The following is a 13,336-nucleotide window of genomic DNA, read 5'->3' as shown; positions in this document are numbered from 1 at the left end:
AAAGTGCGAATTAAAAAAGACAAATTTTGAAGTTTAATTTTGCAAAAAAGCCAGAAACTAGAACCTAATTCTAACTTCTGACTTCCATAATCTCCGATTGATATTCTAAATTAGAATGGCAAATCGTCGTGTTCTTCTTCATTAAAGTTGGTGGCCGGAGCAAACGTTTCAGCAGCCGGCATTGGCGCCATAGCAGCAGGAGCAGCAGCAGGAGTTTCCGCTTGCATTCTCTCAATTCTCCAACCTTGAATATCGTTAAAATATTTGGTTTCTCCTTGCGGATTTACCCATTCTCTTCCTCTTAAGTTGATGGAAACTTTTACCGCTTCTCCCACATTATAGCTGTTCAATAAATCGCATTTATCTTGCACAAAATTAATGCTGATAAACTGCGGATACTGCTCTTCTGTAGCCACAACTAATTCTCTTTTTCTAAAACTGGCACTCACTTGTTGCTCAGGATTAATCACTTTAATTTTTCCGGTAACTTCCATAATTAATGTTTTGCTAAAAGCACTTTCCAGGCCGAAAGCACTTCGTTGTTATTCAAATATTCTTTTGCTTTTTGGTGGATTTTTTGCTCGTCATCGGAGCTTAAAACGCCTTTTACGGCAAAATTCTGTTGTACAAATATAGCAATTTCTTCTTCGGTTGGCAAGGCTTCTACGTTTCCTAATTTTCCCAAATCATTCCCGTCGAAAATCGGGCTTTTTTTAATAAAATCAGGAATCGCATCTACTCCTATTCCTAAGGTTACCAAGGGTTTTTCTACTTCAAACAAACCGGCATTCGAACGCGAATACCAATTGCCGCCCAAGCGCGAAACCAAGTCAATTTTACTTTGGTCAATCGCTCCTTTATCGTCTAAAACACTTTCGTTGATGTGGATTTTTACGACTTCGCAAATGATCAAATTCCCCGCACCGCCTTGATTCCCCAAAGCAATAATCTGGTTCACTTTACACTCCATTTGCACCGGACTTTCCGCTACTCGAAACGGCTTCACCATATCCGAAGGCAACATCGTCAAACCCGATTTGATAAACTCGTTCACACCATCAGGATATTCGGTACTCGACAACGACATTTGCTGAACGATGTCGTAATTCACCACGTTAATCACTACTTCCTTAGTAGCTTCACAATTTTCCAAGGTGTGTTTTGTAGTGTTGTTTCTAACACGTCGTGCGGGCGAAAAAACCAGTATCGGCGGATTGGAACTAAACACATTAAAAAAACTGAAAGGCGACAAATTGGGTTTCCCATTGGCATCAACCGTACTGGCAAAAGCAATCGGTCGCGGCGCCACAGCACTCTGTAAATAGCCTTGTAACTGTGCCGGTGAAAGGGTATGAGGTTCGAAACTGAGCATAGATTTTATTTTTCCCAAAAATACAATTTTAATTGATTGTAAGAGCGATCTCGTCTTTTGGGACGAGAGGGCATTCTTGCGGTCCGTATTCCTGCTGTTCGCTCTATCTTTTGTTTTTTATCAATCTCGTCAAAGCAATGGTCATACTGAGTCAGTTCAAGTGCAATCGAACAACCCCAACAAAAAACAAAAGGATGCCGCTGCCATCAGGGCTAAACCAAAATCGTCTTGCACTTTTGACGCTTTTGTCTATATTTATAAAAAATTTAGCATGCAGTTTTCCGAAAGAAGAAACATCACCCGTTGGATTATCATAGTGACTTCCTTTGTCATAGTGACGCTGATTCTTTGGAACACCTATACTTTCTTTCAAATCTTTAAAAACGAAGAGCGCATCAAAATGGAACTTTGGGCGCAGAGTTTAAAAGCCTTCAACAATGCCGACCCTGAAACCGGCGACATCGAACTGCCCAGCTTAATTATGAGCAATAACAAAACCATTCCGCTCATATTGACAGAGGAAAATAAAATCATCAATCACGTTAATATTGAAGACGATATTGCCAGCGATAAAGTGAAGCTCAAAGACTATCTGGAAAAACTCAAAAAAGAAAACAATCCTATCGTTATCGAATACAATCCGGGTAAATTTTGGAAGCTCTACTACGGCAATTCGTCGTTGCTCAACAAACTCAAGTACTATCCGATTGCCTTATTGCTGATTATTTTCCTCTTTGCCGCCGTGGTGTATAACTTCTATCGCAGCACCAAAATGGCCACGCAAAACAAGCTTTGGGCCGGGATGGCAAAAGAAACCGCACATCAAATCGGAACGCCTTTGTCTTCCTTAATCGGTTGGCTCGAAATTATGAAAGCTAACAATGTCGATCCAGTTATGGTAACCGAAATTGAGAAAGACATCACACGTTTGCAAACCATTACCGATCGTTTCTCTAAAATCGGCTCAGAACCCATTTTGGAAGAACGCAACATCATAGCCGAAACCGAACAATCTTTCGACTACCTGAGATCGAGATTCTCCAGTCAAGTTGAATTTAGTTTTAAAGCGCCCCAAAAACCGATTATAGTATCTTTAAATCCGGCGCTGCACAGTTGGACGATTGAAAATTTGGTAAAAAACGCTATCGACGCCATGAAAGGTCGCGGCCAACTCTCGGTCGTAATTGAAAACGACGACCAATGGGTGAAAATTTTAGTGACTGATACCGGAAAAGGCATTCCGAAAAAACAGTTTACCAGTGTGTTCGAACCGGGTTTTACGACCAAAAAAAGAGGTTGGGGCTTGGGTTTATCGCTCACCAAACGAATTGTTGAAGAATACCACAAAGGAAAAATCAAGGTATTACACTCTGAAATCGGCAAGGGTACAACCATGCAGATTATGTTTAAAAAAACGGGGTAACCCGACTATCCTCGACCGGAAAGCAGCAATTTTCGGCCAATTTTGGTTCTGCTTAAATAGTCGTTTAAAAAAGCTTCTTGCTTTTCAACTTCTCTTAAATTACTACTGATATTTTTTTTCAAATCGGAAAACATAGCAGCATTCTGATTTCCAACAGTCCCGATTTTGTAAACCTCATCGTTGCAGTACAAAAACTTATCTTTTACGCTTTGGAACATGGCTTTCAATTCCTCATCAGTCATAGCTGGTTTAAATTGGCGTTGTCTGTACATCATATAGTCGTTAAAATAAACAATGGCTTCGTTGTATTTGGTAACCAGTTCATTCAATCGATCGATATTTTTATTGGCAGTCAGTACCGTAAAATTCCCTTTCAGCATTTTGTGATACTGCACAATTAAAGCATTTTTCAAACCACTTTCCTCTACTCTGGCGGCTTCCTCAAAGGTTTGTTCGTTTTCGGATAACTTTTCATAACGCTCAATTTCCGTTATATAATCGAAGCTCTTTTTAGGCTTGTTGGGCATTTCTTTTCCGTCATAAAACTCCTGATTGTTCCATGGCGAATTGAGAAATTGCCACAAATAATCGAACGGCATATGGGAGTTAATCATCTTTTGGGGTGCGACTTTGAAATACGCATTGTTCAACTTCTTGACAAACTTTTGCTTATCGACATAACCGGCGCCCCAAGTCGGATCAAAAAGGTACCATTGCCCCTCGATTTTAGCAGCACACCATGCATGAGAAATAGGCGAAACTATTCCGGCTTGCTTGGTATAGCCCGAAACTATTACCGTTTGAATATCCAGCAAATTAGCAATTTCTCTAAATACTTCGGCATAGTGAATGCAAACACCTTTTCGGGTATGCAAGGCTTTGTTAATCTTTTCCTCAGGAGAATCCAATTGATTGGGTTCAAACATATTCGGAACATCATACACAATGTTTGATGCTGTCCAATAATAAAGCGCTCTAATGCGTTCTGTAGGCGTTTTGAAGTTGGTATCGATGTACCGGGCAATTCCGGCAGCACTTAAGGTCAAATCTGTTGGAATCTGACTCATTTTAGCATCTGTTTGCGCATAAGGATTAGGTGTTTGACCAAAACCCAAAGCCATCCAAAAAAGCAACGCTATTTTTAAAAAATGTTTCATCACAAAACCCTATAAAAAACCCTGCCAAAGAATAAGCAGGGTTTAGATTTTTATCTTTAATTAACTTACAATTGTTCTTGTATTTGCTGTACTAAGGTTTCAAACTCGACTTTGGTTAACGTTACTTTTCGTTGGAAACGCATATCATCCATATCGTGTAACGGAATCAAATGTACGTGAACGTGTGGTACTTCTAAACCAACAACGGCTACGCCAATTCGTTTGCAAGGAACAGCTTTCTCTATGGCTTTGGCCACTTTTCGGGCAAACTGCATCAGACCCAAATAATGGTCTTCTTCCATATCGAAAATCTTATTGATTTCTTGTTTCGGGATACAAAGTGTGTGCCCTTTGGCATTCGGATTAACATCTAAAAAGGCCAAATAGCGGTCGTCTTCGGCAATTTTGTAGGCCGGAATTTCTCCGTTAACGATTTTGGTGAAGATAGAACTCATATTAGTCTCTGGTTATTTCTAAAATCTCGAAGTTCAATTTTCCGTTTGGTACGCTGATTTCAGCAATTTCACCTACCTTCTTCCCTAATAATCCTTTACCGATTGGCGAGGTTACCGAAATTTTTCCGGATTTCAAATCGGCTTCACTCTCGGCTACCAAAGTATATTTCATTTCCATGCCGTTGGCTTGGTTTTTAATTTTTACTTTAGATAATACCAAGGCTTTAGACAAGTCCAATTGCGACTCGTCAATCAATCGTGCATTCGCATAAAGCTCTTCCATTTTGGCAATACGCATTTCCAAAAGTCCCTGTGCTTCTTTGGCGGCGTCATATTCTGCATTCTCCGATAAATCGCCTTTATCCCTAGCTTCGGCTATAGCTTGTGAAGCTTTAGGTCGTTCTATACTTTTAAGTTGGTCTAATTCGTCTTTTAATTTTTTTAATCCTTCTGCGGTGTAATACGATACTGTACTCATAATTTCATCATTTATATAAATAGAAAAAATCCCATCGGAACGGGATTTCTTTTTGCAAAGATAGTATTTTGATACTTATTTCAAATTTGTTTACGTTGGATAACGTTTGTCAAAGTTAATTAAATTAAATTTGTTTCGCTATAGGAAACCTAAAATTTATATGAAAAAGATACTCCTCCTGTTTTTAGTAGGCTTGACCTTGAGTTGTGATGGTGGTTCGGTGAATTATAACAATCCGAATATCCCGAATTATCAAGTGAACTTGCAAATCAACATGAATTTACCGGGTTACACCAACTTACAATTTCCCGGGAACAGGGTTTTAGATTACAGTCAGGGTGCGCGAGGTATAGTGGTTTTTAATACCGGCAGTGGCTATAACGCTTTTGATTTGGCCTGTCCGAATCAGGCTTTCAATGTTTGTGCCGAACCTATGACCGTAGCACAAGGTAACACCAATGCCGAGTGCAATTGCGACGATAGTTTTTATAGCTTGTATACCGGATTAGGCGCAGGACAACAATATCCTATGAAACCTTATCGGGTAAGCATTAATGGCAATACACTGATTATAACGAATTAAAAAAAGCCGAACGAAATGTTCGGCTTTTTGTTTTATAACTTTATTGTTGCTCCTGCTAAGAAATTGATACCGGCTTGCGGGTAAAACCCGGCGCCTTCTATAGTGGTTACACTGCCCGGCGTAGTCCAATCGTCATCGTAGGTGTAAAAATATCCGTTAGACTCGTATTCCAAATTGAACAGATTATTTATTAAGGCCGAAAAGACAATTGACTTCACACCTTTGTTGATTTTCCATTCGTAGGAAACGTTCAAATCGTTTACAAAATAGGCATCTAGTTTAGAGCGATCTGAATCGATATTACCCATGTATTGGTTGCTTACAAACTTAGAGAACAAAGAAAGTTGCAACGCTTTTACAGGGCTGTAAGTAATTCGGTTCCCAATAACCCAATCCGGTGAAAAAGCAATAGTCGTATTGCCTAAATTTTGTAACACACCGTCTCTTTGGAACACGAAGTCACGATTTTTGTTTTGGCTAAAAGTTACATTCGGATTAACAATCCATTTATCGGATAAGGCAATCACCGATTCCACTTCTAACCCTACGCGGTAACTTTTCCCACTATTGGTAAAAATAGGCGAACCAACATCGTTTAACGCGCCGGTTAACACCAATTGGTTTTGGTAGTTCATGTAGAAAGCATTGGCCGAAATGTTTACCTTTTTCGATTGGTATTTCCAACCTAATTCGTAATCGAACAAACGCTCCGGTTTGGTGCTGCCGTTTTCGTAATCATCGCGTCGTGGTTCTTTGTTGGCTACACCGAAATAACCGTAAAAGGAATGTTTATCGTTGAAATCGAAATTCAATCCCAATTTCGGATTAAAAAATCGGAACGTATCATTCACGTCATCAAAGCGGAAACTCGTAGCTTCATAAAACACCATACGGTATTGCAAATCGGCAAAAACATTCAACTTACCAAATTGTTGCGATGCTTTAGCATACACATTCACATCGTCTTTGTTCCCGATATTGTTGTAATAGCGATTGGCGGCAGGCACATAATATTGCGTCCAAACCACTTCTCCGAAATGGTCACCCAAATAGCGATTAGCTGCTCCGCCAAGCATCACGTCGGTTTTAGGGGTTTTGTAGTTTAATGAAAAAACAGCCCCGAAGAAATCGTTGTCCAACCATCTTTTGCGCACCAAATCGGATATGGCATTGCCCTGGAAATCAGGCAAATTGTAATCGGCTAAGGTTTCGTCTTCTCGGTATTGTTCGAAATAGCCTTTGCCAATGGTGTAATGCAACGCGGCATTAGAAACCCATTTGTCAGACCACTTTTGAGACCAATGCAATTGGAAGTGATTTTGTGCATAATTATCCGTTTCATCGTCATAAAATTGCATGCTGCCGTTTTCATCAAAATACATTCCGGCCGGGTTGAATGTCCTATCGTTACGGAGTTTTTCAGGATCTTCTATACCGTACCAAGCTTGATAGGTTTTCTCTTTACCTCCGAACGCTATTGCTTTAATCAAGGTCTTTTCGGTCACATAATTGACATTGAAAAAATAACCGAATAAGTTAGAAGAAGCACGGTCGACAAACCCATCTGAGGCAATATTGGACAAACGGGCGTTGAGCTCAAAGTTATTGTGTAAACCCGTTCCGAAAGCCAAAGTATGTTTGCGTGTTCCGAAACTTCCGCCGGAATTGGCAATTTCAGCATACGCCTTTTCCTGATACGATTTGGTTTGCATGTTCAAACTGGCACCAAAAGCGCCGGCGCCATTAGTAGATAATCCGACACCACGTTGCAATTGAACGCTTTCCAATGAAGAAGCAAAATCAGGCAAGTTGACAAAAAAAGTGCCTTGACTTTCACTGTCATTAAAAGGAATACCGTTAAGTGTAACATTGATTCTTGAACCGTCAGCACCTCGAACGCGCATGTAAGTGTAGCCAACTCCGTTTCCGGCATCTGTAGTAGTTACTACTGACGGCAGGTAGTTGAGTAAAATCGGAATATCTTGCCCGAGATTTCGGGGCGCCATTTCCTTTTTGGAGAGATTCGTAAAAGTGACCGGATTTTTGCCTTTGGCTCTGACCGCAGATACCGTAACTTCCTCAAGTTGATTGACTTTTGTAGTGTCCTTGGTTGTTTCCTGTGCAAAGCCTATTAAAGGCAAACAGCAAAAAGCGGTAATCAATACTGCCTTCGTACCTTGTACTTTGTAATTCGTACTTTTTGTTGTGAATAAAGTTTTCATTCGTAATGTATTACGAATAAAAGGGGCAATTATTCTTGGTTTATAAAAAAAATTGATACTCCTGACGTACGACTAACGTGCACTTTAGTTTTTCGTCAAATCCTTAAACAGCATTACCTGTTCTAAGTTCGTTGGGTATGATCTCAGCTCGTTATTTAGAGCACCCCTTTGAGACGAGGCAAAGATAATTACAAATTATGAATTACAAATTATGAATTTTAGAAATTAGGCTTTCTTCTGTTTTGTTTGATTTCCGATAGATTGCGCTTGGCTTTGATGCGTTTTTCGATTACGGCACGTGGAATTTTAGTGGGTTTTCTTTTCTTAGGAACGACTAAAGATGATTTGAGTAGTTCTAAAAATCGTTTGGTTACGATAGTTTTGTTCTTAAGCTGGCTTCGGTCTTCATCGCAAGCCAAAATTAACACTTGTTCGTTAGTGAGTTTTGATGCCAATTTATGCTTCAGTAAAGTCTTCTCTTCATCGGTCAACGCTAATGATTGGTTGACATCAAAAGACAGCATTACTTTTGAAGATACTTTGTTTACATTTTGCCCGCCAGCACCCGAACTTCTGACTGCTTTAAACTGCAGTTCAGTTAACAATATCTCAGTTTTCATATTGCGGTTGATGAGCCGGTTTCAGTAAGTCATTCACTGTTTTTACCGGATTAAAAGTTACCAAAGGTACTTCGACAAAAACGGTAATCCACTTGGCCATGGCGCCATTCCAAAGTCCAGGTAGCTCATAGCCTTTTAAGTCTATCCCTTTGTTATTTTTGTGAACTATAAAACCGGTACTTTGGTCGACAAATTGAGTCAAATCAAACTTTTGCCCTTGGTAGTCTTTAGTAGCACAAACCAAATCCACGGGATTGAAATGCGTAGCTTTTGACAAAATACTCGCCTGTTCCGAATTGTGGGTATCAACCTGTGAGCTTTCCACAATTTGTAATGATACATTCCCTTTAAAACTTCGCACCCAAAAAGGGCCACCACCGGGTTCGCCTTCGTTTTTTACCATACCGCAAACGCGAATTGGTCGGTTAAGTTTGTTTTTGATAAAATCGATTTTGTTTTCGAGTGTGTATTTGTAGAAATCGTCCAACACATCAATATTGAGTTGTTGCTTCATGAAGCGGATGATTTCCTCTATATCATTTTCACCTATGGAACGGCTGTCGATCGCGTTCAGAATCTCGAAAACTTTTTGCTGTAGTTCGAGTAAAATCCCGGCTAATCCCTTTTTGTATAAGGTAATTTCGTGTATGTGATTTTGAATAACGTTATCGATGTTTTTAATGAAAATAACATCCGCTTCGAGTTCGTTAAGATTATTGATTAACGCACCATGACCGCCTGGACGGAAAACCAATTTGTTTTGCTCATTGCGAAAAGGTCTGTTATTCATGTCGACAGCAATGGTATCTGTGCTTTGGTCTTGGTAAGAATAGCTGATGTGAACTTTGGTATCCGTTTTACTTTCTACCTTATCCTTAACCTTATCAATAATGGAAGTGAATAGATTTTGATGGTTTTCTGAAACGGTAAAATGCAAATGCGAGACCGAATTTGAAGCGGCATAAAATGCACATTCATTCAGATGTTCTTCGACCGGAGTAGCGACATGCGACGGGTATTTATGAAAATCGAGTACGCCTTTGGGTTTGTTGGCAAAATCAAAATGTTCAGTGGAAAGCATCAATTTGATGAATCGATAACTCTTTTCGTGACTTTCCAGAGAATAGTAATCCGGATACAGCTGTTTCACTACAGATTTGATTTCGTCGTAGAACGGAAACTTTTCAATTCCGGCCAGAAAAATCGGCAAATTCTTGTCTTTTTTCCGATTGATGTAAGCGTTGATGGTTTCATTTTCGTGGTCGAAATCGTTTAAAAACTCATTCAAAAATTTGAACATTCGGCTGGCAGCGCCCGAGGCCGGAACAAACTTTTTTAGCTTCAATGCGGTTTTGTTTGCATCGAAACTATGGGCATATGATTGAAATTGTTCAGCAGTCAGTTTTAGGATTCCGTCTCCTAAAGTGGCCGGTCTTTCTATATATATTTTGGGAATCCCGGATTTAAAGAGCAATAATTCAGTTTCAATTTTATCCAAAGCAATGCCTTTCGCTTTGATTTGCTCAAAGTCGGCCTCGCTTAATCCGTAATTTTTAGCTAAACTTTCTTTTCTAGTATGATTTTCTTCCATTCCAAATATCCGTAAACGGCCAAAATTGTGAAAATGAAGTATTGAAGCGATAACATTCCCAAGCCTCTATAGGCAAACAACGGCACAACGATGCAATCCCCAATAATCCACAACGTCCAATTTTCTATTTTTTTAAGTGCCATATACCACATGGCTGTAAAAAAAAGGCCGGATGTAAAAATATCAATATAATTAGGAATTTCAAGTTTGTAATCAAAAAACTTGTAAACCATGTAAGTGATGACCATAGTTAGTCCAAACAATCCCAAACCGATAAGTTTTTCGCGCATATTGGTTCGGGTGATTTTGATTTCGGGCTCGTTAGTCTTGGCCGACCATTTGTACCATCCGTAAAGACTCATTAAAGAATAATAGGCGTTCATTGTCATATCACCGAAATACTTCGCTTGATACAACAAATAGGTTGTAATAACCGTGGCAATCAAACCGGTTGGATACACCCAAATATTTTCTTTTTTAGCTAACACCACACTGGCAATTCCGAATACAAATACCAAAAACTCCAAGATAATTTGAAGGAAGGAAGCATTTTGATATTGTGAGATAAAAAAATCTAGCATCAGTCGAAGAAAGTTGGGTCGTTTTCAAAAGCAGTGCCGATAACCACCAAATCGGCTCCGGCATCAAAAGCTGAATTAATAGCTTCTCGCGAACGAATACCGCCGCCCACGATTAGCGGAATCGAAATGCGTTGCGCCACTGCAGCAATCATAGCCAAAGACACTGCTTGTTGCGCACCGCTTCCGGCTTCGAGGTAGATTAATTTATTTCCGATAAATTCACCGGCTTTGGCCGTTTGGGCAACATAATCGATTTGGTCTCGGTTAATCGGTTTCGTTTGGCTGACTCTTTCAACGGCGGTTTCGTGACCGCTTTCAATTAAAATATAACCGGTAGAAAGAATTTCAAGATGTGTTTTTTCTAAAACAGGAACAGCGTTCACTTGGTGTTCAATTAGGTATTCCGGATTTCTACCTGAGAGTAGTTGTAAAAACAAAATCCCGTGGGCTTCGGGTGAAATTTGCGAAGGATTTCCGGGGAAAAGTACAATAGGTAAATTTATTTGAGATTTTAAAACCTTGAGCAGTTCATTTAAATGATTGCCTTCAAAAGAACTGCCCCCGACAAAAATATGACTTGCCGGAGATTGGTTGATTTTTTCTGCTAGTTTACCTATGGCTGTAACCGAAACTTTATCGGGATCCAGCAAAATGGCTAATAGCTTTTGTTGGTTACTTTTAGCCGTTTGTATGTCTTGGTAAATGTTTTTCATTGTTGTATTTGGCCTAAACATCGCTCAAAGAAACAGAATTAAAGGCACAAACAAACACATAGTCTTCGATGAAATCGAATAGTACATCAAAATACTCTTCTTTATTGTTGAACCTTAAGGTGACTTTACATTGTTTATCGTTGAGATTAAAATCGCTTTCAAAAATATGATCTTTAAAACTAATGCCGACTTCATTTTTTATCTTAAAAACCGACTCTTTAATACCCCAAACCACCGTAGCTTTTTGGAGCGAATCGGTTTCCGACAAACCTTTCAAATGCGCAACATCCATAAATCTGGGTGCTAGTTTCAGGGTTTTTTCTTTTAGAAGTTCAAGATCGGCTCCAATATTTTCTTGACTGATTACGATTACCGAAAAATCATGGGAATGGGAAATCGAAATGTGTTTCCCATCGGCCAAATGCGGCTTCCCAAACGCATCGTAATGCAAATCGAAGTCGATATAACCTGCTTCCATCAACAATCTTCTTACGCTGAGAAAGCCTTTTTGGTGACTTTCGGCTTTCATCCCTTCTAATCTTGCCAGAGAAACATCTTTCAAAGCTACACTTCGAAAAAGTTCATCGAAAGACTCGGTGATTTTCCAAACATAAAGCGTAGTGTTAGTATTTAAAGCTTTGATTTTTAGTAACGGCATGGGTGTTTTAAAATTATCTAATTGTTTTTCAGAAAATTAAGCGCTTAAACAATCCCTAAAAAATCAAAAAAGTTTTTTTTAATTCTTTTCTATTCCGTAATTTTGCGCCACAATTTTATAAAACAAATATACACAATAGATGAGTACACAAACATTACCTTTTGTAGCTTACAAAGTTAAAGATATTAACTTGGCAGCTTGGGGAAGAAAAGAAATTGAGTTGGCCGAAGCCGAAATGCCCGGATTAATGGCACTTCGTGAAGAATATGGAGCCAGTCAACCGCTTAAAGGCGCACGCATTGCAGGATGTCTTCACATGACTATCCAAACTGCTGTTTTAATCGAAACTTTGATCGCTTTGGGTGCAGAAGTGACTTGGTCTTCTTGTAACATTTTCTCTACTCAAGATCAGGCTGCGGCTGCTATTGCTGCTGCAGGAATCCAGGTTTACGCTTGGAAAGGTTTGAACGAAGAAGAATTTGATTGGTGTATTGAACAAACTTTATTCTTTGGTGAAGACAGAAAACCATTGAACATGATTTTGGATGATGGTGGTGATTTGACAAACATGGTATTCGACCGTTACCCTGAATTAATTCCGGGCATCAAAGGTTTGTCAGAAGAAACTACAACCGGAGTTCACCGTTTATACGAAAGAATGAAAAACGGTACTTTATACATGCCGGCTATTAACGTAAACGATTCGGTTACTAAATCGAAATTTGACAACAAATACGGATGTAAAGAATCAGCTGTTGATGCTGTTCGTCGTGCTACCGACATTATGTTGGCCGGAAAAAGAGTTGTAGTTTGTGGTTACGGAGACGTTGGTAAAGGAACTGCAGCTTCTTTCAGAGGCGCGGGTTCTATTGTAACTGTTACTGAAATTGACCCGATTTGTGCTTTACAAGCGGCTATGGACGGATTTGAAGTGAAAAAATTAGACACCGTTATCGCTAATGCTGATATCGTGATTACAACTACAGGTAACAAAGACATCGTTGTTGGAAGACATTTTGAAGCCATGAAAGACAAAACCATCGTTTGTAACATTGGTCACTTTGACAACGAAATCGACATGGCTTGGTTAAACCAAAACCACGGTGATTCTAAAGTAGAAATCAAACCACAAGTGGACAAATACAACGTTAACGGTAAAGATATCATTATCTTAGCTGAAGGTCGTTTAGTAAACTTAGGTTGTGCTACCGGTCACCCAAGTTTTGTAATGAGTAACTCATTCACCAACCAAACTTTGGCTCAAATCGAATTGTGGAACAACAGCGCTGCCTACAAAAATGAAGTGTACATGTTGCCTAAACATTTAGATGAAAAAGTGGCTGCTTTACACTTGGCTAAATTAGGGGTTGAATTGGAGACCTTAAACAATGAACAAGCCGCTTATATTGGTGTTGACGTTCAAGGACCGTTTAAACCGGAATATTACAGATATTAATCAGATTTTAAATATTAGATATAAACC

General features: G+C 39.4%; 14 protein-coding genes. 3 read left to right on the top strand and 11 right to left on the bottom strand.

Features of this window, described 5'->3' with window-relative positions; genetic code table 11:
• Positions 1-110: 110 nt before the first annotated feature.
• Together SK086_RS03760 and SK086_RS03755 are read right to left on the bottom strand one after the other, a co-directional pair.
• Positions 111-494, bottom strand: a complete 384-nt coding sequence (locus SK086_RS03760; RefSeq protein WP_324689874.1) for a DUF3127 domain-containing protein — start codon at positions 492-494, stop codon at positions 111-113.
• A gap of 2 nt (positions 495-496) precedes the next feature.
• Positions 497-1,372, bottom strand: a complete 876-nt coding sequence (locus SK086_RS03755) for a flavin reductase family protein (protein WP_324689872.1) — start codon at positions 1,370-1,372, stop codon at positions 497-499.
• A 271-nt stretch (positions 1,373-1,643) separates the two neighbouring features.
• Between SK086_RS03755 and SK086_RS03750 the strand changes: the two genes are divergently transcribed.
• The gene (locus SK086_RS03750; RefSeq protein WP_324689870.1) at positions 1,644-2,795 is read left to right on the top strand and encodes a sensor histidine kinase; all 1,152 of its coding nucleotides are present in this window, start codon (positions 1,644-1,646) and stop codon (positions 2,793-2,795) included.
• A 5-nt stretch (positions 2,796-2,800) separates the two neighbouring features.
• On the opposite strand, the gene SK086_RS03745 is transcribed toward SK086_RS03750, so the two are convergent.
• The 3 genes from SK086_RS03745 to greA all read right to left on the bottom strand — a co-directional run bounded on the left by SK086_RS03745 (position 2,801) and on the right by greA (position 4,885).
• On the bottom strand, positions 2,801-3,952 hold the full coding sequence (locus tag SK086_RS03745) for a transglutaminase domain-containing protein (protein ID WP_324689868.1): 1,152 nt from the start codon (positions 3,950-3,952) through the stop codon (positions 2,801-2,803).
• Positions 3,953-4,017: 65 nt separating this feature from the next.
• Positions 4,018-4,407, bottom strand: a complete 390-nt coding sequence (locus tag SK086_RS03740) for an HIT family protein (protein ID WP_324689866.1) — start codon at positions 4,405-4,407, stop codon at positions 4,018-4,020.
• A 1-nt stretch (position 4,408) separates the two neighbouring features.
• Positions 4,409-4,885, bottom strand: coding sequence for a transcription elongation factor GreA (greA, locus tag SK086_RS03735; protein ID WP_290874771.1), 477 nt, complete (start codon positions 4,883-4,885; stop codon positions 4,409-4,411).
• Between the two features lie 160 nt (positions 4,886-5,045).
• Here greA and SK086_RS03730 point away from each other — a divergent pair, with 160 nt between their 5' ends.
• Positions 5,046-5,468, top strand: coding sequence for a Rieske (2Fe-2S) protein (locus SK086_RS03730; protein WP_290874768.1), 423 nt, complete (start codon positions 5,046-5,048; stop codon positions 5,466-5,468).
• Positions 5,469-5,500: 32 nt separating this feature from the next.
• Here SK086_RS03730 and SK086_RS03725 read toward each other — a convergent pair whose 3' ends face one another.
• The 6 genes from SK086_RS03725 to SK086_RS03700 form a co-directional block, all read right to left on the bottom strand.
• Positions 5,501-7,690, bottom strand: a complete 2,190-nt coding sequence (locus SK086_RS03725; RefSeq protein ID WP_324689862.1) for a TonB-dependent receptor — start codon at positions 7,688-7,690, stop codon at positions 5,501-5,503.
• 218 nt (positions 7,691-7,908) lie between these two features.
• Positions 7,909-8,310, bottom strand: a complete 402-nt coding sequence (arfB, locus tag SK086_RS03720) for an alternative ribosome rescue aminoacyl-tRNA hydrolase ArfB (RefSeq protein WP_290874762.1) — start codon at positions 8,308-8,310, stop codon at positions 7,909-7,911.
• A complete protein-coding gene (locus SK086_RS03715) occupies positions 8,300-9,901 on the bottom strand; it encodes a DUF4301 family protein (RefSeq protein ID WP_324689860.1) in 1,602 nt (533 codons plus the stop codon). The genes arfB and SK086_RS03715 overlap by 11 nt, the downstream gene beginning before the upstream one ends.
• On the bottom strand, positions 9,868-10,482 hold the full coding sequence (pnuC, locus tag SK086_RS03710; protein WP_324689858.1) for a nicotinamide riboside transporter PnuC: 615 nt from the start codon (positions 10,480-10,482) through the stop codon (positions 9,868-9,870). Before pnuC ends, SK086_RS03715 begins: the two co-directional genes overlap by 34 nt.
• The gene (locus tag SK086_RS03705) at positions 10,482-11,195 is read right to left on the bottom strand and encodes a phosphoglycerol geranylgeranyltransferase (protein ID WP_324689856.1); all 714 of its coding nucleotides are present in this window, start codon (positions 11,193-11,195) and stop codon (positions 10,482-10,484) included. The genes pnuC and SK086_RS03705 overlap by 1 nt, the downstream gene beginning before the upstream one ends.
• 13 nt (positions 11,196-11,208) lie before the next feature.
• Positions 11,209-11,853: a 4'-phosphopantetheinyl transferase family protein gene (locus SK086_RS03700; protein WP_324689854.1), complete on the bottom strand. Its 645-nt coding sequence runs from the start codon at positions 11,851-11,853 to the stop codon at positions 11,209-11,211.
• A 139-nt stretch (positions 11,854-11,992) separates the two neighbouring features.
• Here SK086_RS03700 and ahcY point away from each other — a divergent pair, with 139 nt between their 5' ends.
• Entirely contained in the window at positions 11,993-13,309 is a 1,317-nt protein-coding gene (gene ahcY / locus SK086_RS03695) for an adenosylhomocysteinase (protein WP_290874748.1), read from the top strand.
• Positions 13,310-13,336: the final 27 nt, after the last annotated feature.

The sequence above is a fragment of the Flavobacterium cheonhonense genome, assembly GCF_035671315.1.
Lineage (GTDB): Bacteria > Bacteroidota > Bacteroidia > Flavobacteriales > Flavobacteriaceae > Flavobacterium > Flavobacterium cheonhonense.
Note: the sequence above shows the minus strand (reverse complement) of the source record. Positions and strands in the feature narration are given on the sequence as shown.

Coding starts and splice junctions, on each gene's coding strand:
- SK086_RS03700 (WP_324689854.1), bottom strand. CDS start 11,853: ATGCCGTTACTAAAAATCAAAGCTTTAAATACTAACACTACGCTTTAT.
- SK086_RS03750 (WP_324689870.1), top strand. CDS start 1,644: ATGCAGTTTTCCGAAAGAAGAAACATCACCCGTTGGATTATCATAGTG.
- pnuC (WP_324689858.1), bottom strand. CDS start 10,482: ATGCTAGATTTTTTTATCTCACAATATCAAAATGCTTCCTTCCTTCAA.
- SK086_RS03715 (WP_324689860.1), bottom strand. CDS start 9,901: ATGGAAGAAAATCATACTAGAAAAGAAAGTTTAGCTAAAAATTACGGA.
- ahcY (WP_290874748.1), top strand. CDS start 11,993: ATGAGTACACAAACATTACCTTTTGTAGCTTACAAAGTTAAAGATATT.
- SK086_RS03725 (WP_324689862.1), bottom strand. CDS start 7,690: ATGAAAACTTTATTCACAACAAAAAGTACGAATTACAAAGTACAAGGT.
- SK086_RS03745 (WP_324689868.1), bottom strand. CDS start 3,952: ATGAAACATTTTTTAAAAATAGCGTTGCTTTTTTGGATGGCTTTGGGT.
- greA (WP_290874771.1), bottom strand. CDS start 4,885: ATGAGTACAGTATCGTATTACACCGCAGAAGGATTAAAAAAATTAAAA.
- SK086_RS03760 (WP_324689874.1), bottom strand. CDS start 494: ATGGAAGTTACCGGAAAAATTAAAGTGATTAATCCTGAGCAACAAGTG.
- SK086_RS03755 (WP_324689872.1), bottom strand. CDS start 1,372: ATGCTCAGTTTCGAACCTCATACCCTTTCACCGGCACAGTTACAAGGC.
- SK086_RS03705 (WP_324689856.1), bottom strand. CDS start 11,195: ATGAAAAACATTTACCAAGACATACAAACGGCTAAAAGTAACCAACAA.
- SK086_RS03740 (WP_324689866.1), bottom strand. CDS start 4,407: ATGAGTTCTATCTTCACCAAAATCGTTAACGGAGAAATTCCGGCCTAC.
- SK086_RS03730 (WP_290874768.1), top strand. CDS start 5,046: ATGAAAAAGATACTCCTCCTGTTTTTAGTAGGCTTGACCTTGAGTTGT.
- arfB (WP_290874762.1), bottom strand. CDS start 8,310: ATGAAAACTGAGATATTGTTAACTGAACTGCAGTTTAAAGCAGTCAGA.